21 protein-coding genes and 1 tRNA gene are annotated in these 20,113 nt (G+C 52.2%); 9 read left to right on the forward strand and 13 right to left on the reverse strand.

Translation table 11 applies throughout. The annotated features are described in order from the left end of the window. Positions 1-32 precede the first annotated feature (32 nt). The 5 genes from ung to KUO20_RS08625 form a co-directional block, all read right to left on the reverse strand. Positions 33-716 carry a uracil-DNA glycosylase gene (ung, locus tag KUO20_RS08605; protein ID WP_235039477.1) on the reverse strand — a complete coding sequence of 228 codons (684 nt, stop codon included), beginning with the start codon at positions 714-716 and terminating at the stop codon, positions 33-35. Positions 717-718: 2 nt separating this feature from the next. Then, a complete protein-coding gene (gene gpt, locus KUO20_RS08610; protein WP_096279733.1) occupies positions 719-1,198 on the reverse strand; it encodes a xanthine phosphoribosyltransferase in 480 nt (159 codons plus the stop codon). 6 nt (positions 1,199-1,204) lie between these two features. Further along, entirely contained in the window at positions 1,205-1,750 is a 546-nt protein-coding gene (locus tag KUO20_RS08615; RefSeq protein ID WP_235039478.1) for an adenine phosphoribosyltransferase, read from the reverse strand. Positions 1,751-1,819: 69 nt separating this feature from the next. Continuing rightward, positions 1,820-3,118 carry an NCS2 family permease gene (locus tag KUO20_RS08620; RefSeq protein WP_235039479.1) on the reverse strand — a complete coding sequence of 433 codons (1,299 nt, stop codon included), beginning with the start codon at positions 3,116-3,118 and terminating at the stop codon, positions 1,820-1,822. 246 nt (positions 3,119-3,364) lie between these two features. Further along, positions 3,365-3,991 carry a riboflavin synthase subunit alpha gene (locus KUO20_RS08625; protein WP_235039480.1) on the reverse strand — a complete coding sequence of 209 codons (627 nt, stop codon included), beginning with the start codon at positions 3,989-3,991 and terminating at the stop codon, positions 3,365-3,367. A gap of 505 nt (positions 3,992-4,496) precedes the next feature. On the opposite strand from KUO20_RS08625, the gene KUO20_RS08630 reads away from it, so the two are divergent. From KUO20_RS08630 to KUO20_RS08645, 4 genes are all read left to right on the forward strand, one after another. Next, on the forward strand, positions 4,497-5,570 hold the full coding sequence (locus KUO20_RS08630) for a methionine ABC transporter ATP-binding protein (RefSeq protein WP_235039481.1): 1,074 nt from the start codon (positions 4,497-4,499) through the stop codon (positions 5,568-5,570). After that, the gene (locus tag KUO20_RS08635; protein WP_235039482.1) at positions 5,551-6,204 is read left to right on the forward strand and encodes a methionine ABC transporter permease; all 654 of its coding nucleotides are present in this window, start codon (positions 5,551-5,553) and stop codon (positions 6,202-6,204) included. The genes KUO20_RS08630 and KUO20_RS08635 overlap by 20 nt, the downstream gene beginning before the upstream one ends. Before the next feature lie 97 nt (positions 6,205-6,301). Further along, positions 6,302-7,093 carry a MetQ/NlpA family ABC transporter substrate-binding protein gene (locus KUO20_RS08640; protein ID WP_235039483.1) on the forward strand — a complete coding sequence of 264 codons (792 nt, stop codon included), beginning with the start codon at positions 6,302-6,304 and terminating at the stop codon, positions 7,091-7,093. A gap of 114 nt (positions 7,094-7,207) precedes the next feature. Continuing rightward, positions 7,208-7,693, forward strand: a complete 486-nt coding sequence (locus KUO20_RS08645; RefSeq protein WP_235039484.1) for a GAF domain-containing protein — start codon at positions 7,208-7,210, stop codon at positions 7,691-7,693. Positions 7,694-7,744: 51 nt separating this feature from the next. On the opposite strand, the gene KUO20_RS08650 is transcribed toward KUO20_RS08645, so the two are convergent. Further along, a tRNA-Val gene (locus tag KUO20_RS08650) sits at positions 7,745-7,821 on the reverse strand. 209 nt (positions 7,822-8,030) lie between these two features. Between KUO20_RS08650 and KUO20_RS08655 the strand changes: the two genes are divergently transcribed. Then, a complete protein-coding gene (locus tag KUO20_RS08655) occupies positions 8,031-9,101 on the forward strand; it encodes an endonuclease/exonuclease/phosphatase family protein (protein WP_235039485.1) in 1,071 nt (356 codons plus the stop codon). Between the two features lie 25 nt (positions 9,102-9,126). Here KUO20_RS08655 and KUO20_RS08660 read toward each other — a convergent pair whose 3' ends face one another. Further along, a complete protein-coding gene (locus KUO20_RS08660; protein WP_235039486.1) occupies positions 9,127-10,503 on the reverse strand; it encodes a class II fumarate hydratase in 1,377 nt (458 codons plus the stop codon). A gap of 322 nt (positions 10,504-10,825) precedes the next feature. Between KUO20_RS08660 and KUO20_RS08665 the strand changes: the two genes are divergently transcribed. Next, on the forward strand, positions 10,826-11,200 hold the full coding sequence (locus KUO20_RS08665) for a phasin family protein (RefSeq protein ID WP_235039487.1): 375 nt from the start codon (positions 10,826-10,828) through the stop codon (positions 11,198-11,200). A gap of 118 nt (positions 11,201-11,318) precedes the next feature. On the opposite strand, the gene hda is transcribed toward KUO20_RS08665, so the two are convergent. Both hda and KUO20_RS08675 read right to left on the reverse strand, forming a co-directional pair. Continuing rightward, a complete protein-coding gene (hda, locus tag KUO20_RS08670) occupies positions 11,319-12,026 on the reverse strand; it encodes a DnaA regulatory inactivator Hda (RefSeq protein ID WP_235039488.1) in 708 nt (235 codons plus the stop codon). After that, positions 12,023-13,153 (reverse strand): AI-2E family transporter, encoded by a 1,131-nt coding sequence (locus KUO20_RS08675; protein WP_235039489.1) that lies wholly within the window; start codon positions 13,151-13,153, stop codon positions 12,023-12,025. Before KUO20_RS08675 ends, hda begins: the two co-directional genes overlap by 4 nt. Before the next feature lie 208 nt (positions 13,154-13,361). Between KUO20_RS08675 and purM the strand changes: the two genes are divergently transcribed. Next, on the forward strand, positions 13,362-14,429 hold the full coding sequence (gene purM, locus KUO20_RS08680; protein ID WP_235039490.1) for a phosphoribosylformylglycinamidine cyclo-ligase: 1,068 nt from the start codon (positions 13,362-13,364) through the stop codon (positions 14,427-14,429). After that, positions 14,426-15,175, forward strand: a complete 750-nt coding sequence (gene purN / locus KUO20_RS08685; protein ID WP_235039491.1) for a phosphoribosylglycinamide formyltransferase — start codon at positions 14,426-14,428, stop codon at positions 15,173-15,175. The genes purM and purN overlap by 4 nt, the downstream gene beginning before the upstream one ends. A 95-nt stretch (positions 15,176-15,270) precedes the next feature. Here purN and dcd read toward each other — a convergent pair whose 3' ends face one another. From dcd to cobA, 4 genes are all read right to left on the reverse strand, one after another. Beyond that, positions 15,271-15,837: a dCTP deaminase gene (gene dcd, locus KUO20_RS08690; RefSeq protein WP_096279703.1), complete on the reverse strand. Its 567-nt coding sequence runs from the start codon at positions 15,835-15,837 to the stop codon at positions 15,271-15,273. A gap of 11 nt (positions 15,838-15,848) precedes the next feature. Beyond that, positions 15,849-16,649: an iron-sulfur cluster carrier protein ApbC gene (apbC, locus tag KUO20_RS08695; protein WP_235039492.1), complete on the reverse strand. Its 801-nt coding sequence runs from the start codon at positions 16,647-16,649 to the stop codon at positions 15,849-15,851. 186 nt (positions 16,650-16,835) lie between these two features. Then, positions 16,836-17,873, reverse strand: a complete 1,038-nt coding sequence (locus tag KUO20_RS08700) for a coiled-coil domain-containing protein (protein WP_235039493.1) — start codon at positions 17,871-17,873, stop codon at positions 16,836-16,838. 205 nt (positions 17,874-18,078) lie between these two features. Beyond that, positions 18,079-18,894 carry a uroporphyrinogen-III C-methyltransferase gene (cobA, locus tag KUO20_RS08705; RefSeq protein ID WP_235039494.1) on the reverse strand — a complete coding sequence of 272 codons (816 nt, stop codon included), beginning with the start codon at positions 18,892-18,894 and terminating at the stop codon, positions 18,079-18,081. A 246-nt stretch (positions 18,895-19,140) separates the two neighbouring features. On the opposite strand from cobA, the gene KUO20_RS08710 reads away from it, so the two are divergent. Continuing rightward, entirely contained in the window at positions 19,141-20,043 is a 903-nt protein-coding gene (locus tag KUO20_RS08710) for a GGDEF domain-containing protein (RefSeq protein ID WP_235039495.1), read from the forward strand. Positions 20,044-20,113: the final 70 nt, after the last annotated feature.

Genomic DNA, 20,113 nt, shown 5'->3' on the forward strand with positions numbered 1-20,113 from the left:
TGCGCACATTCTACCCGCAACCCGTTTCGAGGTTAAGGGGTTTCCGGTAATTGCCACTCAATAGGCGTTCGCCCCTGCGCTTGCAGGAACTGATTTGCTTGAGAGAAATGCCGTGTGCCGAAGAACCCCCGATACGCTGAAAGCGGTGAAGGGTGTGGTGCTTCGAGTATTAAATGCCGACTTTGATCAATTAATGCGATCTTCTGGCGTGCATGGCTCCCCCAAAGGAGAAATACACAGGGAGGCGAATGCTGGCTAACCGTCTCAATAGCGCGATCGGTAAACGGCTCCCACCCTTTTCCCCGATGCGATGCCGCATTACCCTGCTCAACGGTGAGCGAGGTATTCAATAACAGCACGCCCTGTCTCGCCCACGCTTCCAGATGACCGTGACGCACCGGCGTAAAGTCGACATCGGTGGCCAACTCTTTATAGATATTAACCAGCGACGGCGGCACGGGAATACCGGCCTGCACAGAGAAACACAGGCCGTGCGCCTGATGGGGGCCGTGATAAGGATCCTGGCCTAAAATGACCACTTTCACTTCGCTTAACGGGGTCAGTTCAAAGGCACGAAACCACTGCGTAGAGTGCGGGTAGATAACTTTTTTGGCCGACTTTTGCTGCGCTAAAAATGCCTTTAGCGCCAGCATATAATCTGCTTCAAACTCATTACCCAGCCACTGACTCCAATCGTTGGGAAGTGGATTGGTCATGCTTACCTCTTCAGTTGATCAACAAGCGGCTCAACGTAAGCGACGCCCATGTCCCAGGGAAACTGAATCCAACACTGCTGAGCCACTTCTGTCAGATATTGATCGACCAAAGGGCGGCCGTCCGGCTTGGCATAGATAGTAACGAAGTGCGCCTTGGGTAGCATTTTACGCACTGCCCGCGCCGTTTTGCCGGTATCGACTAAGTCATCAACCAGCAGCCATCCGTCGCCATCGTGCTCGACACCCTTCATAATATCCAGACCGCCCTGGTCCATATGGTCATAGCTTTTAATGCACACGGTATCGATCAGCCGGATATCCAACTCCCGCGCAATTAACGCAGCAGGAATTAAACCGCCGCGCGTAATCGCCACGATGCCTTTGAAATCACGCTCGATCATCTGATGGCAAAGCGCACGCACATCGCGGTGCAGCTGATCCCAGGAAACAGTGAAGTGTTGGTGATAACGGTCGCTGCTCATGGGGGATTACTCGTCTTCGTTGAAGGAACAAACTGCGAATACGCTGTAACCAGCATCGCGAATTTTCTGTGAACCACCCAGCTCAGGCAGATCAATAATGGTAGCTGTCTCAACGACATGGCCACCGCTGCGCTGAATGAGATTAGCCGCAGCCATCATCGTGCCACCGGTCGCTATCAAGTCATCCATTAACAGAATGCGGTCATCCTTTTGGAAAGCATCGGAATGTAGCTCAACCTCCGAGTGCCCGTACTCAAGCGTGTAGGTTTCACTGATTGTTTTGAACGGCAGCTTGCCCTTCTTACGCACCGGCACAAAGCTACACCCCAACTCATAGGCCAGCGGCGCGCCAATGATAAACCCACGTGCATCGATAGCCGCGATGGCATCCAGATTCATTTCTTGATAACGATGAACAAAGCTATCAATCAGCTTGCGAAAAGCCGCGCTATTTTGTAGCAAAGGAGTGATATCACGAAAATTCACGCCCTGCTCAGGCCAGTCAGGAACCGTGCGAATAACGGACTTAATGTAGTCGCCGTAGATACTCATCGCGCCTCTCATCGATTAGTAAAAAAGTGGTGTAAAACCATGCAAAAGAGTCAAAAAAATCAGGGGCCATCACCCCATAAATAGATATCTCGCGGCAAACAGCAGCGACAAAATAATCACAGCGGGGTTGAGATCGCTGAAACGGCCTGACAGAGTTTTGATGCCGACATAGCTAATAAAGCCCAGCGCAATCCCTTCAGCAATGGAGAACGTCAGCGGCATCGCCAGGGCTGCAATCAAAACCGGCGCGGCATCGGTTGGGTCATCCCAGTTGGCGTGCGCTAAGCTACCCGCCATCAATACCGCAACGTATAGAAGCGCACCGGCGGTGGCGTAGGCAGGGATAGAGCCGGCTAGCGGCGCAAAAAACAGGCTAATAAGGAACATCACGCCAACCACTACTGCGGTCAAACCGGTACGGCCGCCCGAGGCGATACCGGCAGTTGATTCAATATAGCTTGTCGTGGTTGAAGTACCCAGCGCTGCACCCGCCATAGACGCGGTACTGTCGGCCATCATGGCGCGACCAATGCGAGGCAGCTTGCCGTCTTTATCTAACAGCTTACCCCGATGAGCAACGCCCACTAAAGTGCCCGAAGTATCAAATAGGTCTACAAACAGGAAAGCAAAAATCACGCTGAGCATCGCGACATCTAACGCTCCCATCAAATCCATCGCCATGAAGGTGGGTGCAATGGAGGGCGGCATCGACATTAATCCACCGTACTGGTTATGCCCAAGCAGCATTGCCAATACAGTGATGCCCAAAATACCGATCATCACCGCGCCGGTGACCCGCAGATAAGACAAAGCGGTAATTACAAAAAAGCCCAGCAAGGCATAAATAGCCGGCGGCTGAGATAGGTCCCCAAGCGAAACGAAGGTGGCCGGATTAGCAACGACAATCCCTGCGTTTTTAAGCGCAATCATCGCCAGGAACAGCCCGATACCGGCTGCAATGCCCAGCCGCAACGACATTGGAATGGCATTAATAATCCATTCACGAATCTTGAAAATACTGAGTAAAAAGAACGTCAGACCAGAAAGGAACACCGCTCCCAACGCAGCTTCCCAGGTGTAGCCCATTCCAAGCACTACGCCATAGGTAAAGAAAGCGTTTAACCCCATACCTGGCGCCTGGGCGATGGGGTAATTGGCCCATAGACCCATCACGAAACAACCTATAGCCGCGGCTAAGCAGGTGGCCACAAACACTGCGCCGTAGTCCATTCCCGCTTCGGAAAGGATGCTTGGGTTGACAAAAATAATGTAGGCCATCGTCAGGAACGTTGTAATCCCGGCGATAACTTCTGTCTTCACATTGGTTTTGTGCTCGGAGAGCTTGAAGTAGTTATCCAGACGTTTCATGAGTCTTGTTGTCCTTAGCGCTAACGCCGCATAAGCATGCGTTCCGGTGCCCAGAAAAGCCGCACATACTACCGAAACGCTCAGCGTGATGCGAGCGCCCCGACATAGCGGCTCATAAACGCGAGAAAGTCCCGCGGCTTAATGCCAAGCAATCTTCAGGCCATGAGCTAACCGATTGGTCAATCCCACAGCGCACAAACACAATAAGCAACGCGGCTATAGGCCTTACTATGGAGGACCTAGCGGTTAAACCCGCTGCTGCGTTGCCAAAATGCGCTCAACGGTCTCAACGATAACCTGCGTTTGTGGATCGACTTCAATATTGACCTGATCCCCAGGCGCCCGGTCTTGAAGCGTAGTGCGTGCCAGCGTTTCAGGAATTAAATTAACGCTAAACTCAACGCCAGTTTCCGTTTGGCGCACATCACCTATCGTCAAGCTAATGCCATCGACACCGATATAGCCTTTCTCGAATACGAAGCGGCCAAGCCTTTCGGGCAGAGAAAACCACAGGCGACGGTTGTTAGGTGCCTCTTCGATCGCCACCACGTCTGCCATAGAAATAATATGACCCGACATCGAGTGCCCGCCTATTTCATCGCCAAAGCGCGCCGCGCGCTCTATATTGATGCACTGCCCTGGCGTGACGGCACCAAGATTGGTCAACCGCAGCGTTTCGCGCATTAAATCAAAGCTTACGTTATCGCCCTCGATCGACGTTACCGTCAAACACACCCCGTTATGGGACACCGATGCGCCGATCTCAAGGCCCGCTCGCATTGAGAGAGGCATTTCAATTACGTGTACGCGAAACTCATCAAGCTCACGCACTGCTACAACCTTCGCAACCCCTTGCACAATGCCGGTAAACATAAAACTCTTATCTCCTGAATGTCAGCGCTAGCGAAATGATGGTCATAATCTTACTACTGGTGCCTCGTGCTTGCGCACTCTTCTCCACTATATTGCGTATCGATCCGATAATACTGGATGGCTAAGTAAACCCTCACCCAGTCAAACCAAGCACATGCCCAAGCATGTTGATTAGTAAAAAATACACAAAAAGCGATAAATATCAGGAAATATCGCTATTTTAACAGCTTAAAACATACAATCGGACGGATGTGATTGACAGGCCATGTCGGCATATTTAAACTTTGGTCGCAAATTTAATGACGCCGATTTGTACCCATATTGCGGGCGTCCACCCATACTTTGGCCGGGCTTAGCCACTGTTTAGGTGAAGTGCAGCTAATAAGGGTGTGTCCAGCGCTGATGGCCACCCAAGAGGGTGGCTTTTTTATTTTCAGCCCTACCCTTGGTCACTTGAAATTTGCACCCCCGCACCCGTCTTCGGCCTACCGTTAAGGCAGACGCTATGATTGAACTTAGCAACGTCAGTAAAACCTACTTCAGTAACACCTCTGTCGGCAAAAGAAAGGGCAACGACAAAAACGCTGTCCATGCACTCAAAAACGCCAGCCTCAGCGTCCCCAAAGGCACTATCCATGGCGTGATTGGACTTTCCGGCGCGGGCAAGTCCACGCTGATTCGCTGCGTCAACCTGCTTGAGCGGCCCACGAGCGGCAGCGTTACGGTAGACGGTCAAGAAATGACGCGCCTGAGCAATGCAGAGCTTAATCGGGCACGCCACCGAATTGGAATGATCTTTCAGCATTTCAATTTGCTCACCACGCGTACGGTCTTCGACAACGTCGCGCTTCCCCTTGAGCTAATGGGCCAAAAACGTCACGCCGTGCGTGAGCGCGTTATTTCGCTGCTGGAAATGGTGGGCCTAGCGGACAAAGCCAATCAATACCCGGCCCAGCTTTCTGGCGGGCAAAAACAACGCGTGGCCATTGCTCGCGCGCTGGCCAGCAAGCCGCAGATTCTGCTTTGCGATGAAGCAACTTCAGCGCTTGATCCACAAACCACCAGCTCAATTCTGGAGCTGCTGCGTGATATTAATCGTCAGCTGGGCATTACCATTCTACTGATTACTCACGAGATGGAGGTGGTGAAATCAATTTGCCATCGAGTCAGCCTGATTTCAGACGGGGAACTGGTTGAAGACGCAGAAGTGGGCGACTTTTTCACCGCGCCGCGCACACAGCTGGGCCGAGAGTTTCTCAATGATTTTCTGCAGCTAACGCCGCCTAAAGAGCTGATTGAGCGGCTTATGGACGCGCCCGGCAACAATACTCACCCCGTCGTCCGGCTCACCTTTTCGGGCGATGCGGTCTCAACGCCACTCATTTCACGCCTTGCCCGTGAGTGCGGTGTCGACGTCAGCATTTTGCAGGCGAAAGTAGAATCTATTCAGGAACGCACCCTAGGCTTAATGATTGCAGAGCTATTAGGCACGCCGGCGCAGACGCAGCAGGCCATGACGTATCTTGAATCTCATCAACTGCAGGTAGAGGTACTTGGCCATGTCCAGCGCAATGATTGATCTTATTTTACAAGCCACGCTGGACACTCTTTATATGGTGGCCGTATCAGGACTGATTTCGACCCTGGTTGGTCTGCCGCTGGGCGTATTGCTATACGTTACGCGCCCTCGCCAAATATTAGCCAAGCCCGTGCTAAACCAAGCGCTCAGTCTCATTACTAACATTGGCCGCTCAATTCCTTTTATCATTTTGATGGTAGCCATCATTCCTTTTACGCGGATGCTCGTCGGCACGTCGATTGGCATCAATGCCGCGTCGGTACCGCTAACGATTGCTGCCATTCCGTTTATTGCGCGACTGGTTGAAGCGGCGCTCAATGAGCTTTCACCGGGACTCATTGAAGCAGCACAGGCGATGGGCGCCACCCCTTGGCAAATCATTTGCAAAGTGCTGATTCCAGAGGCTCGCGGCGGCATCATGACGGGCTTAACAATTACCGTCGTGACGCTGGTCAGCTACTCGGCCATGGCAGGCGCAGTCGGCGGCGGCGGGCTAGGCGATTTAGGCATTCGTTATGGTTATAACCGCTTCAATCCGACCATTATGCTCATTACGGTCGTGATCTTGGTCGTCATGGTGCAGGGCTTCCAGAGTCTGGGCGACTACCTGGTTCGCAAAAGTGATCGTAAATAGTTAGTCACCTGCCTCTTTATGCCAAAAACGAATTAGACACACGCTTCTTATTCCCGCATCATTGCACCATTATGTACAACGTGATTGGAGAAATGCCATGCAAAAGCTCATTATCGGTAGCCTGACAGCCCTAGCCCTTGCGGTTAATGTCGCCAACGCAGAGACACGCAGCATCAAAATGGGCACCGTCGCCGGCCCTGAAACAGAAGTAATGGAAGTCGCGGCCCGCATCGCTAAAGAAGAATACGACCTTGATGTCGAAATCATTGAGTTTACTGACTTCGTCACACCTAACGTTGCCCTCGCGGACGGCAGCTTAGATGCTAACGCCTACCAGCACGAACCCTACCTAGACACCATGATTAACGACCGCGGTTACGAGCTCGCGGTGGCTGGCTACACCTTCGTTTATCCGATTGGCGCTTACTCGGAGAAGTACGACAGCATTGATGATCTGCCTGACGGCGCACAAATTGCCCTACCCAACGATCCGACCAACGAGGGTCGTGCGTTGATCTTGATGCACAACGAAGGCCTGATCACCCTTAACGATCCTGAATTCCTTGAAGCAACGCCTATCGATATTGCTGAAAATCCGCGCAACTTCCGCTTCCGTGAAATTGAAGCGGCTCAGCTGCCGCGTGTACTGCCCGATGTCGACATGGCGTTCATCAATAACACCTTTGCACAGCCGGCGGGCTTAAGCCTTGACGATGCGTTGATTAAAGAAGGCCCTGAGTCGCCTTACGTCAATCTGATCGCCGTGCGTGCGGGTGACGAAGAGCGCGAAGAAATCCGCCAACTGGTCGATGCCTATCAGCGTGACGAAGTCATTGAAAAAGCGGAAGAGCTATTCAAAGGCGCGGCCGTCCCAGGCTGGACCAAGTAACGCCTAGGACTGCCTCCTTCGAAGTAAAAACGATATGCTAAGCCGGCCCTGCGCCGGCTTTGTGCGCTTTGTAAAAACACCTGTCTTATGCGATTTTTAAACTAAGGAAGCCAAATGCAAACCACTGTCGATTTTTCGATGCTTAACCGCCAGCTGGAAGCGCTGCTGGACACACGGGACTGGCTAACCAATAGCGCACAGACAGGCGCATTTATCGCTCAACAGCTTAGCGACTTAAACTGGGTGGGATTTTACCTTCAGCGTCAATCCGACGTACTCAGCCTGGGACCCTTCCAAGGCCAGCCTGCATGCCATCCGATCCCTTTCAGCAAAGGTGTCTGCGGTGCCGCTGCGCGCCAGCAAACCACTCAGCGAGTCGACGACGTGCATGCAGTTGAAGACCATATTGCCTGCGACACCAACTCACGCTCTGAGCTGGTGGTTCCTGTCGTGGCCAATGGCCACCTATGGGGCGTGCTTGATTTAGACAGCCCACTGCACGGGCGTTTCACGCAGCAAGATCAGGCTGGCATTGAAGCACTGGTTGCCACCTTTATTCAGCAAACTGATTTACCCAATTTCATCGCGAAAGCTAACTAGCACACATACAAAACACCTCGCACGATAACGCACGAGGTGTTTTTAGCTATTTGGTAGGACCAGGCGGATTTGAACCGCCGACCTCCACGATGTCAACGTGGCGCTCTAACCAACTGAGCTATGGTCCTACTGACGCTGCACTCAGACACAATCGTGCCAAGCAACGGATGCGAATTGTACGTTCTTACCACTGAATTGCAAGCTTTTTCCCTGTTGTGCTTCGCCTCTTTGCACGAACCACTCGATAACAAATTGTCGTTAAACTCTTACACTTATATTATTACATCGCAGGCTAATTATTTTAGTATGATGGCCATTATCTATAGGGAGGTAAGCCATGCTCGGTATTTTGCTAGGAAGCATCGCCATCGCGCTGTTATTAGCCACGCTCATTGCGCGCATCGAATTGCACTGGTGGTGGATCCGCAGTTTTGAATTTCCACGCTTACAGCTTGCATGCGTAGCGCTCGCTGACTTTTTATTAGCGGCTATCTTTGTTGATGCGGGACGCTGGCAGTGGATTGCCCTCGGCGCAGCAGGTGTTACCTTTCTGGTTCAGGCCTACTACATCTTGCCTTGGACACCGCTTTGGCCTGTGCAGGTTCAAGCGGCAGAAAATCCAGATAAAAGCCGCACCATTACGCTGCTAATCGCTAACGTCTTAACGCCGAATCGGCAGGCCCAATCGCTTATCGACATGATAAACAAACATAAGCCTGACATTGTACTGACGCTTGAGTCTGACCAATGGTGGGAAGACCAGTTAGACCCGGCGCTGAAAGAATACTGGCCCCACAGCGTTAAAATCCCGCTCGACAATCTTTACGGCATGCATCTTTACTCGCATTTGGAGCTGACCAACACCTCCATTGAGTGGCTGATTCAAGACGACATTCCGTCTATTCATACCGGGGTCACGCTAGAAAACGGCGAAACGCTTTGCTTCTACGCACTTCACCCTCGCCCGCCTGCGCCTAGCGAGAGTGAAAAGTCTTTATGGCGTGACGCTGAGCTTTTACTCGTCGGCAAAAAAATTCATGACGATCCACAGCCAACGCTAGTAGCTGGCGATCTTAATGACGTGGCGTGGTCAAGAACAACACGGCTTTTTTGTCGCGTGGGCGGCATGCTCGATCCACGCCGAGGCCGCGGGCTATTCAGCACCTTCCACGCTAAATATCCAATGTTACGCTGGCCTCTTGACCATATTTTCGTAACCGAGCACTTCACCCTGGTAGGCATGCAGCGCCTAAGCTATTTCGGCTCAGATCACTATCCTATCTTAGCGACCTTTTGCTATCGCCCCTCGCGCAAAGACGAGCATGAAACGCCCAAAGCCAGCACAGAAGAGCATGAGGAGGCCAGCGAAACGATTCAAGAAGGAAAAACCGAACACCAAGAAACCTAATCGCTGACGCCCCACACAGGCCGGATTACTCGGGAATACCGCCTTGAGTCAACACGGCCGGATCCAGCAAGCGCTCAAGCGTTTCACGATCAAGGTCTGTATTCTCCTCAGCCACGTCAATGATCGGCCTACCCGCTTGGTAGGCCTTTTTCGCAATAGCGGCCGCTGCGTTATAGCCAATCACACCATTTAACGCCGTTACCAGAATAGGGTTGCGTGCCAGGGGCACTTTCAGATTTTCTTCACGCACCTTAAACGTTGCGATTGCGCGATCAGCCAGCAGGCGAGAAGTATTGCTCATCAGGTTAATTGAAGTGAGCAAATTGGACGCCACTAGCGGCAGCATGACATTCAATTGGAAGTTTCCGCTTTGGCCCGCAACGGTAATCGCCGCATCTAAGCCAATAACCTGTGCAGCAGCCTGAGCGGCTGACTCGGGAATTACAGGGTTTACTTTACCCGGCATGATTGAGCTGCCGGGCTGCAGCGCCTCAAGCTCAATTTCGCCCAGCCCAGCCAATGGCCCTGAATTCATCCAGCGCAGATCATTGGCAATTTTCATAATCACACAGGCCAAGCCTTTTAACTGCCCTGATAGCTCGACCGCCGCATCTTGTGAAGAGAGGCTGGCAAAAAAACTATCGTTAGGAGCGAACATTAACCCCGTCTGCTCGCTCAGTTCCTGGGCAACCTGCTCAGCGAACCCTTCAGGGGCATTAATACCCGTACCCACCGCAGTGCCGCCCTGCGCTAAACGGCAAAGCCTTTGCATTGCGCTATCAAATCGCTCGATGGCTTGATTGAGCTGGCTCGACCAAGCGCCTAACTCTTGATCCATGCGCAGCGGCATGGCATCCATTAAATGGGTGCGCCCCGTTTTAACGATATGGCTTAACTCGCTAGCGCGGCTATCAATCGTGTCACGCAAATGCACCAACGCGGGGCGAAGAGACTCATGTACAGCGATGGCGGCCGAGAGATGAATGGCGGTCGGAATCACATCGTTGCTCGACTGCCCCATATTGACGTGATCATTGGGAGTGACGTCGACCCCCTCACGGGACGCCAGGGTGGCCAGCACCTCATTGACGTTCATGTTAGAGGAGGTACCTGAGCCGGTTTGAAATACATCAATAGGAAAATGCTGATCATGAATGCCGGTGAGCACTTCACGGGCAGCTTTCTGAATCGCCTCTGCGCGCTCTTTATCAAGCGCTCCCGATGCCTGATTGACGCGTGCTGCGGCTAACTTGATACGAGCAACCGCATGAATAAAGGCCGGAGGCATGGGCGTGTGAGAAACCGGAAAATTATTAATGGCTCGCTGCGTTTGTGCGCCGTAAAGGGCATCTGCGGGCACTTCCAACTCACCCATGCTGTCGCGTTCAATACGTGTTTCCATTGCTGGTTCTCCTATGAATATAACGACTTACTCTGGTCTGAGCGTAAAGCCGCAATATCGTTCGCCAGGGGTTGCCAAACTCTTGTTCAAATACAGCCTACCTCAAAAAAAGTCGTCTTCAATCAAGTCTTCACGAACTGCTCAGCACATACTCTTAAAGCTAATGTTGCACCGCACAAAAGCGTTTGCTATGCTGCACTGCAAGATGACACATAAAGATGCCAGTAAGTAAGCAGTACCCACCTCTGGATGGCTGTTTCTGGCAATCTATTTTAGCAGCGCTGTCTCTGATCGTGCTGTTGCAACCCTAGAGGGAATGAATATGAATACTGTTAATACTAATGAAATGAATCAGCAATTTGACAACATGTTTATGGCGCCAGCCCGCGCGTTTATGGCATTAAGCGTCGATTACACTGAAAAAATGATCAATGCTCAGATGGATGCCAGCAAAGCCTATACAGATACCGGCATTGCGCAGATGCGTCAGATGATGAACGTGAAAGACGCAGAAGGCCTGCGTAGCTACATGGAAAGCCAGCAAAACGTGGCTAAGGAATTAGCCGAACGTGCTAAGGGTGACGCTGATAAAGTAGTGTCATTGCAGCAGGATTTTATTCAGAAAAGCCAAAAACTGACGGAAGACAACGTCAAGCAAGCGCAAACTGCCGCTAGCAAAATGAGTAAAACCGCTTAACGCTTTTCCCATGTTATAGCGAATAAACCAGTTCGTTAAAACGCCACCGTTGGCTCTGCCTACGGTGGCGTTTTAGTGTCTGTCGAATCATTTTTTGCCCTACTGCTGAACCAATTTTTTACCAACCTAGGGCAGACTTCACAAACGGAATCGTCAGCTTGCGCTGAGCCGTCAGCGACGCCTTATCAAGCGTTTCCACCGCACGGCACAACTCGCCTAGCTCACGCGGGCCGCGATGTAGAATATAGCGACCCACGTCGTCGGGCAGCTGTATTCCTCTCACGCTGGCACGTAGCTTTAGGGCAGCCAAACGCTCGCTGTCGTCATCTAGCGTATGAACGTGAAAGGTCACACCCCAGGTTAACCGCGAGGCAAGATCAGGCAGCTGCACATTCAATTGGCGTGGAGAGGCATTGGCAACAATTAATAGCCGCTTGCCCGCATCCCGCAGCCGATTAAAAGCGTGGAATAGAGCCTCCTCCCAACGTTTGCGTCCGATCACGCACTCAAGGTCGTCGATCGCCACAAGATCCAACCGCTCGATATCTTCCAGCATCAGCGGCGGAAAGTGGCCTAAGTCGCCCAGCGGTAAGTACAGCGCGCGCTTATCTGCATCTGAAGCTGCGTGACAGGCCGCTTGAAGCAGATGACTGCGCCCCACCCCAGGCGCCCCCCACAGGTAGAGAAACGGCTCACCTTGCGCCGTTAGCTGCTGGGTAACATGCTCTACTAGCGAGGCGTTCGCACGTCCCGCATAGTAGTTATTAAACGTGGCATCATCACGTAAACCAATGCCCAGAGGAAGCTGTGCCGGTGTTCGGCTCATGGTGACTCCCGTTTATCATCACGCGCTGGCTCATCATGATACGACGAACTTACCTCGATAATCTTTGGCTGGTCGTCGGTATTTGTATCGTCGTAAAGCTCGCTGTGCTGATAGCGTACTTTGACTTCTTTAAGCAGCACCAAAATCACCGCAGCCACCGGCAGTGCTAACAGCACCCCCGTTAAGCCAAACAGCTTTCCACCCGCCAACACGGCAAAGATGACCGCTACCGGATGTAAGCCAATTTTGTCGCCCAGCAGCTTAGGCTGAAGCACCACGCTCTCAGCCATTTGACCAATGCTGAAGACTAAAATCACGCCCACCACTGCCCACCACGTGGCGTATTGAAAGAGCGCTACCACAAGCGCAATCACCAGGCCGACAATAAAACCTAAGAACGGCACAATGCTCACTAGCCCGGACACAAAGCCGATGAGCAGGCCAAAATTAAGCCCCATCAGCGTCAAACCGACTGCGTAAATAATCCCTAAGCAGAGCATGACCAGCAGCTGCCCGCGTAAGAATGAGGAAAGCACCTCATCGCAGCGGCGCGCTAAGCGAAAGGTATCATCAGCCCACTGACGGGGAATTAAATTGGCAATATTGTCGAGCAATCGATTCCAGTCTAAAAGCAGATAAAACGTCACCACGGGAATCAATGCAACGTAAGTCACCCAGGACGCAAACGCCATTCCAGAACGACCAATTTGGCCCAGTGCCTGCGCTAAATAACCGCCCGCATCACGCCAATTATCAGCCAGTGTTTCACGGACATTGGTTAACTCTGCGGTCACGTCATAACCTGTCCATTCCTGCACCTGGGGAGCCAGTATATTTTCGACCCAGTTGAAAATACTCGGAATCGCTTCCCCCAATTGCTTAAGCTGCTGAACAATCAGCGGTATTAAGATCAGCAGGCTCACCACCAGAATGATTAGCAGGACTAAAAACACGCTGCTCACCGCCAAAGGCCGGTTCATACCCCAGCGCTGGAAGCGATTCGCTAGCGGGTCGGCTAAATAAGCGAGAATCATCCCAGCAATAAAAGGCATTAGCACTGAATCGAGCAAATAAATAGAACCGCCTATCACTACCAAAAACAGCACACCCCACCAAGAATTGCGCATATATTCCTCTCAAATATGGATTTAAACCGGCCCTTTTCACTAAGCGTTACTATGCCGTATATCAGCAAAACCTGCTCGTAAGCTTTTCAACATGTTTCACAGCGGTGCGGCTTGCGCCACTGAGTGTTACAATTCGCTCCAGTTATCGCCCAGCACTGGCCATGTCGCCAGCACTACCAGCACCGCTATTTGCTTCACAGGATCTGTCATGACCGAGACCTCTTCTTCTTCGGCTACGCCTTCCCTCAGCTACAAGGACGCAGGCGTCGATATTGATGCCGGTAACGCCCTGGTTGACCGCATTAAACACGTTGCCAAGCGCACTACTCGCCCAGAAGTGATGGGTGGACTTGGCGGCTTTGGCGCACTGTGTGAAATACCGGCAGGCTATCGGCAGCCCGTTCTGGTCTCAGGCACCGACGGGGTCGGCACTAAGCTGCGCCTAGCCATGGATCTTGGCAAACACGACACGATTGGGATTGATTTAGTCGCGATGTGTGTCAACGATTTGATCGTCGCCGGCGCCGAGCCACTGCTATTTCTTGACTACTATGCCACGGGTAAGCTCGATGTGGATATTGCTGCCGACGTTGTCACCGGGATTGGCGCTGGCTGCGAGCTAGCGGGCTGCGCGTTAGTCGGTGGCGAAACCGCCGAAATGCCCGGCATGTACGAAGGCAGCGACTATGACTTAGCAGGCTTTTGCGTTGGCGTCGTTGAAAAGGCAGACATTTTAGATGGCAGCAAAGTGGCTGAAAACGACGTTGTGCTGGGCCTTGCGTCATCAGGCCCGCACTCCAACGGGTACTCGCTAATTCGCAAAATTCTTGACGTTAGCAACGCCTCGCTAGACACCGACATTGACGGTACGGTCCTTGGCGATGCGCTGATGGCACCGACCCGCATCTATGTTAAATCACTGCTGTCTTTAATGCGCGAAAGTGATATCGCCGTGCACGCGTTATCGCACATTACTGGCGGTGGGCTGCTGGAAAACATTCCTCGCGTCCTGCCCGACAATCTCGCTGCCCACATTGATATTAACAGCTGGACGCGCCCCGCCGTGTTTGACTGGCTGCAGGCACACGGCAATGTCAATGAAACCGAAATGCACCGCGTGCTCAACTGCGGCATTGGTATGGTGGTGGTAGTCTCGCAGCAACAGGCGGATCAGGCAGTCGCTTATCTAGAAACGCAGGGCGAAACCGTGTATCGCCTAGGCAAGATCGTTAAACGCCAAGAGGAAGCCGTTATTCTGGAGAATCTCTCGGCATGACCAATACGGATTACCAAAGCGACACCATTAAAGACGTAACGCCAGAACCTGTCGGTGCTCGACGCATTGTTGTACTGGTTTCCGGCAATGGCAGCAATTTGCAGGCGCTGATTGATGCCCAGTCACATGACCGGTTAGGCGGCGGTGACATCGTTGCGGTCATTTCCAATATCGCTGATGCCTACGGCTTAAAACGTGCCCACGAAGCAGGTATTGAGGCGGTCGCACTGCCCCATCGTGAATACGACAGCCGCGAAGCCTATGATGGCGCATTGATTAAAGTCATTGAACGCCACGAACCGGATCTCATCGTTCTGGCAGGCTTTATGCGTATTTTAACGCCTCGCTTTGTTCAGCGCTTTCTGGGCCGCATGCTCAACATCCACCCCTCGCTGCTGCCCAACTACCCGGGGCTTAATACCCACGCGCGGGCTCTAGCGGACAGCGTGGAAAGCCACGGCTGCAGCGTTCACTTTGTGACCGAAGAGCTCGACGGCGGCCCGGTGGTACTTCAAGCCGAGCTGCAGGTAAGCGCTGACGACACGGTAGAAACGCTTCAAGAGAAGGTACGCTCCCGCGAGCATCTGCTTTATCCGATTGCGGTACAGTGGTTTTTAGAAGGCCGGCTGCAGTTCAGTGAAGATGGCGCCAAAATGGACGGCCAGCGGCTACCCGAATACGGGATGCGCCTCTCACATGCCGATGCGGCTGAAGAGCTTGATGAAGAGCTTGACGACGAATCGTAGCTGTAACGCCGTCTAGCAAACGCACCTGGACTGAGCTTGAAACAAAAAAACGCCTGACGGATTAATAGCCCGTCAGGCGTTTTGCATGGTTAGCCTTAGGTACGCGGCAACGTCACTCCGCGCTGGCCCATGTACTTACCACCACGGTCCTTATACGAAGTGGCGCATACTTCATCGGACTCTAAGAATAGCATCTGCGCAACGCCTTCATGGGCGTAGATTTTCGCAGGCAAATTCGTCGTATTCGAGAACTCAAGCGTTACATGGCCTTCCCATTCCGGCTCAAGCGGCGTGACGTTAACAATAATGCCGCAACGCGCGTAGGTAGATTTACCTAAGCAAATAGTCAGCACGTTACGCGGAATGCGAAAATATTCTACCGTGCGGGCTAACGCGAATGAGTTTGGGGGTATAACGCAAACGTCGCCTTTAATATCGACAAAGCTTTTCGCGTCAAACGCTTTAGGATCGACAATCGCCGAGTGAATATTGGTAAACACTTTGAATTCATCAGCGCAGCGAACGTCGTATCCGTAGCTTGACGTGCCGTAGGAAATGACCCGCTGATCGTTCACATAGCGCACCTGTTCAGCCTCGAACGGCTCTATCATTGCATCGCTTTTGGCCATGCGACGAATCCAGTTATCAGATTTGATACTCATCTAGTACGTTATCACTCGCTAAAGGAAATGGTAGGGCCTTCGTTTTGGCTCATATTGACCGCTTCGGCTACTTTTTTGGCAATCGCTGCAAAGGTTTGACTGACTGTACCCTCCGGCTCAGATACGACGCTCGGCCTGCCTGAGTCCGTTAACTCACGGATAGAAAGCGTTAATGGCAGCCGCCCAAGCACTTGGGTGTCGTACTCTTGGGCAATGCTATCACCGCCTCCAGTGCCAAAAATAGCCGCTTCATGGCCACAATTTTCACAGTGGTAGAGGCTCATGTTCTCAACAACGCCCAGCACCGGCACGTTAACTTTGCGGAACATTTCAATCCCTTTGCGGGCATCTAATAGCGCAATATCTTGCGGCGTTGTGACAATCACGGCGCCTGCTACCGGCACTTTTTGCGCCAGCGTTAGCTGGATATCACCGGTGCCTGGGGGCATGTCAATCAGCAGAAAATCTAGGTTATCCCACTGGGTTTGCGTCAACATCTGCTGAAAGGCACCCACCACCATCGGACCACGCCATACCATCGGCTCACGGGTGTTAACCATAAAGGCCATCGACATGGCTTGAATACCATGGGCCTCAAGCGGCAGGAACTTATTATCGGCCGCGGCCTGTGGGCGCACGCCCTCTTTAACGCCGAGCATTTGTGCTTGGCTGGGTCCGTAAATATCGGCATCAAGAACGCCCACGCGATAATTCTGTGCGGCTAATGCCAGCGCCAGATTCACTGTAACGGTAGATTTCCCCACACCGCCTTTGCCTGATGCCACTGCAATAATATGCTTAACCCCATCCATCCAATGGCACTCCTTTCATTGTTAGGCGCTTAATTAAAATAGCCCTTAGATTAACGCTGAGTGAATGATACTCCTCAGCGCAACAATCATAAACCAGCAAGCAAAAAGCGGACGCCGGCTCCCCGACATCCGCTCTTGTTTTCAGCATCAGCGCTTAGCGCAAAAGCTTCAGCACTTAGTTACTTTTCAGCCCGCATTCTGCTCTGATTCTTGACTGCCACCGTCGTCATCGTTGGCACTCTCATCGCTGTTTTCAGGCGCATCCTCTTCAGCCGAGCTGCTTTGTGAGGCCGTAGCGGCTTCGCTGACTGATTTTTCTGCATCCGCTAAGCGGCTGTCTAGCGTGGAAAGCTCATCACGCCATTCGCCTAGCTGGCCCTCTAAGCGCTGCAGCTGACTTTCACGCTCTTCAAGATTACTCTCGACACTCGCCACCTCTTCGCGACCCGAGTCTAGAGCGGTCATTAAATCGTCAAGCTCGCCCTGAGCAGTGGAAACGTCCTCATTTAGGCTAGCTTGCTCCTCGGTCATTTGGCTGATCTGCTCTTCCAGCGCAGACAGCTCCTCTTCTTTAGCGCTTAAATCGTCTACCACCTGCTGGCGCTGCTCTTCAGCCTGCTGGCGTGCAGCTTCGGCCTCTTGCCGGGCATCTTCAGCACTCTGACGCGCTTCCTCAACCTGCTGCAAATTACTTTCGGCTTCCTCGCGAGTGCTGGCGATTTCATCGCGTTCTTCGCGCAGTCCCGTCATATCGTTTTCAGCCGTTTCTAACTGCTCATTCAATGCTGAAATTTCTTCTTGCAGGGTATCGCGCTCAGTTTCAAGCTCGTCTAAGCGCGTCTGAACCTCGCTGACGTCTCCCTGAGCACTCTGGAGCGCGGCGTTAGCCTCATCCTGCTGAGCCTGCAAGGAATCCCTCTCTTCCTGCAGCGTAGCAAGATTCGTTTCAGCTTCATCAATTTCACTAATGCGCTGCTTCATCTGACTTTTTTCTTGCTCAGCACTCGCTAACTGCTCTTCAAGGCTATCGACACGATCTTGACGTGTGCTCGCATTAGACTGCGCCATAATTGCCCAAACAACCGCAATTGCCGCGATGCCCGCAATGGCTTTTACCCGATTGTCTTGAAAGAGTCCCTTCATCTCCGCTTTTTTTGCTGGTTCTGGCTTGTTGGCTGGCGGCAGGTTGTCTGAATGATTATCTGAATGATTGTCTTCTGACATTATGCGTTCCTCTATGATCTACGCTTAGATTGGCAAGCCAAGGTGTGTTCAAACTGAAGAAAAAAGATAGCAACAGCGATTCCCTTGCGGCGGATGACTACCCTTTCAGCATACACAGCTCACTGCATCTAGCCAGTTTGTTAGTGAATTCTTATCGCCATGATGCTGTCGAGCTACTGCTTAGTTTAAAAGCTAATGCTGTAGGCTAACGTGAATGCTTACCTTCATGAAAGCCTGACGCCTGACCCTCAAGCACATCAAACCATGCAAGGGTCGTGTGTAAGGACACCACGCTGCCTACTATTAGCAGCGTAGGTGGTTTTATGTCGTCCGCCAAGAAAGCATCGGGCAGCGATGAAAGGGTTCCCACGTGCGTACGCTGCTGGCGAGTAGTGCCTTGTTCAATAAGGGCCAGCGGCGTTTGTGGCGACAGCCCGTGCTTCATCAGCGCCTGGCTAATGACCCTAACGCTGCCTAACCCCATGTAGAAAACCAGCGTTTGCGCGGGTCGGGCAAGTGCATCCCAGTCGAGCTCGCATTCTCCCTGCTGCAAGTGGCCGGTCACAAAGCGAACCGACTGCGCATGATCTCGATGAGTAAGCGGAATGCCTGCATAGGCGGCACATCCTGAGGCTGCCGTGACGCCAGGAATGACTTCCACGCTGACCTTAGCGGCTCGCAGAGCTTCTAGCTCTTCACCCCCTCGGCCAAATATAAAAGGATCACCGCCTTTGAGGCGCACAACGCGCTTACCCTGATGGGCCCATGCCACCAACGCTTGATTGATCTCATTTTGAGGGACGCTGTGCAGCGAACGAGCCTTGCCAACATAGTAGCGCTGCGCTTCGCTAGGGATGAATGCCAGAATCTCATCACTAACTAAGCGGTCATAGAGCACAACGTCGGCCGCTTGCAGGCGTTTATAGGCCTTAAGCGTCAGTAATTCTGGGTCACCAGGGCCCGCGCCGACCAAACTCACCCAGCCATATGGCTGATCAACGTGCTGTTGTCCTGCTTCCAAGAAACCACCTCGAGGAATAAAAATTGGATTCTATATATTAAAAAGTAATTAATTTTATCATTAAATCCCGTAAACGCCTCGACTAAATTGACGTGTTTCCAACTCGGAAAAACTAAAATGCAATAACTATATTTTAAAAAAGTATAAAAAAGAGACATTTTGTCAGCAATTGATTACATTCTGGTTACGTATTTAGGGATAATCTTCGCGATTGAATTTTATTGGCATTTGTATGGAGATTCACGCATGCCCGTGAATGAAATTGATGCACCACAGCAAATTAGTGCCGACCACTTTATCCCGCATATACCGGGCGTTATTTTTCAACTCCACCGCGCGCATAGCGGGCATATGCGATTTCCGTATTTAAAGGGCGGAGGCGTCGCTCTCAAGTATATTGACTGCGACCTACTTGCTCTAAATGCCGGACCGCTCGTTGAACAATTAACCGGTAACGATCACCCTAAAATCATGTCCGCTATAGAGCACTCAGCACGCCTAATGCTGCCTCTTAAAACGCGCTTTAGGCTATCGCTTCCCAAAGGCGAGCCTCATTGGATTGCCGTTAGCGCCAGCCCCAAACCGGTCAGCGACGGCGTGCAATGGAACGGCATGATGATGGATATTAGTGATCATGTGGCCGAGGAACAGCGGCTACGCAAGCTATCCGATACAGACCCCCTGACCGAGTTGCCCAATCGGCGTAGGCTGATGGGACACCTAACCCACGTTGCGTCTCTAAGTGCTCGCCACGGAACCCCGCTTTCGATCATGATGATCGATATCGATCACTTTAAACGCATTAACGACCGCTGGGGCCATCTGCATGGGGACGACGTCCTCAGGCAGTTAGCCACGCAGGCACAGACGCTAATGCGCCGTGAAGACATGATTGCCCGCCTGGGAGGCGAAGAGTTTATGGTCGTGCTGCCGCTGACGCCGCTGCAGCAGTGCCATGCACTTGCCGACCGGTTACGACAAACTATCAGTGCGCATGACTTTGGCATGGGTTCAGGCCATGTCACGTTAAGTATAGGTGTTGCCGAATACCGCTGCGGCGAGCCTCTAACGAGCCTAATTGAGCGAGCGGATCAGGCGCTGTATAGCGCCAAAAGCGTAGGCCGCGACTGCGTTCGTCTTCTACGCTGATAGCTACACTAATATTCGCTAATAAGCCGTACTTATGGCACATCAGCTCATCACCGCATCAGGAGTCCCC

Origin of the sequence: Vreelandella profundi, from assembly GCF_019722725.1 — a bacterium.
In the GTDB taxonomy this organism is placed as follows: Bacteria; Pseudomonadota; Gammaproteobacteria; order Pseudomonadales; family Halomonadaceae; genus Vreelandella; species Vreelandella profundi.

Bases quoted from the DNA above. Each gene is read 5' to 3' on its own strand.
- ung (WP_235039477.1), bottom strand. From the start codon at position 716: ATGACCAATCCACTTCCCAACGATTGGAGTCAGTGGCTGGGTAATGAG.
- gpt (WP_096279733.1), bottom strand. From the start codon at position 1,198: ATGAGCAGCGACCGTTATCACCAACACTTCACTGTTTCCTGGGATCAG.
- KUO20_RS08615 (WP_235039478.1), bottom strand. From the start codon at position 1,750: ATGAGTATCTACGGCGACTACATTAAGTCCGTTATTCGCACGGTTCCT.
- KUO20_RS08620 (WP_235039479.1), bottom strand. From the start codon at position 3,118: ATGAAACGTCTGGATAACTACTTCAAGCTCTCCGAGCACAAAACCAAT.
- KUO20_RS08625 (WP_235039480.1), bottom strand. From the start codon at position 3,991: ATGTTTACCGGCATTGTGCAAGGGGTTGCGAAGGTTGTAGCAGTGCGT.
- KUO20_RS08630 (WP_235039481.1), top strand. From the start codon at position 4,497: ATGATTGAACTTAGCAACGTCAGTAAAACCTACTTCAGTAACACCTCT.
- KUO20_RS08635 (WP_235039482.1), top strand. From the start codon at position 5,551: ATGTCCAGCGCAATGATTGATCTTATTTTACAAGCCACGCTGGACACT.
- KUO20_RS08640 (WP_235039483.1), top strand. From the start codon at position 6,302: ATGCAAAAGCTCATTATCGGTAGCCTGACAGCCCTAGCCCTTGCGGTT.
- KUO20_RS08645 (WP_235039484.1), top strand. From the start codon at position 7,208: ATGCAAACCACTGTCGATTTTTCGATGCTTAACCGCCAGCTGGAAGCG.
- KUO20_RS08655 (WP_235039485.1), top strand. From the start codon at position 8,031: ATGCTCGGTATTTTGCTAGGAAGCATCGCCATCGCGCTGTTATTAGCC.
- KUO20_RS08660 (WP_235039486.1), bottom strand. From the start codon at position 10,503: ATGGAAACACGTATTGAACGCGACAGCATGGGTGAGTTGGAAGTGCCC.
- KUO20_RS08665 (WP_235039487.1), top strand. From the start codon at position 10,826: ATGAATACTGTTAATACTAATGAAATGAATCAGCAATTTGACAACATG.
- hda (WP_235039488.1), bottom strand. From the start codon at position 12,026: ATGAGCCGAACACCGGCACAGCTTCCTCTGGGCATTGGTTTACGTGAT.
- KUO20_RS08675 (WP_235039489.1), bottom strand. From the start codon at position 13,153: ATGCGCAATTCTTGGTGGGGTGTGCTGTTTTTGGTAGTGATAGGCGGT.
- purM (WP_235039490.1), top strand. From the start codon at position 13,362: ATGACCGAGACCTCTTCTTCTTCGGCTACGCCTTCCCTCAGCTACAAG.
- purN (WP_235039491.1), top strand. From the start codon at position 14,426: ATGACCAATACGGATTACCAAAGCGACACCATTAAAGACGTAACGCCA.
- dcd (WP_096279703.1), bottom strand. From the start codon at position 15,837: ATGAGTATCAAATCTGATAACTGGATTCGTCGCATGGCCAAAAGCGAT.
- apbC (WP_235039492.1), bottom strand. From the start codon at position 16,649: ATGGATGGGGTTAAGCATATTATTGCAGTGGCATCAGGCAAAGGCGGT.
- KUO20_RS08700 (WP_235039493.1), bottom strand. From the start codon at position 17,873: ATGTCAGAAGACAATCATTCAGATAATCATTCAGACAACCTGCCGCCA.
- KUO20_RS08710 (WP_235039495.1), top strand. From the start codon at position 19,141: ATGCCCGTGAATGAAATTGATGCACCACAGCAAATTAGTGCCGACCAC.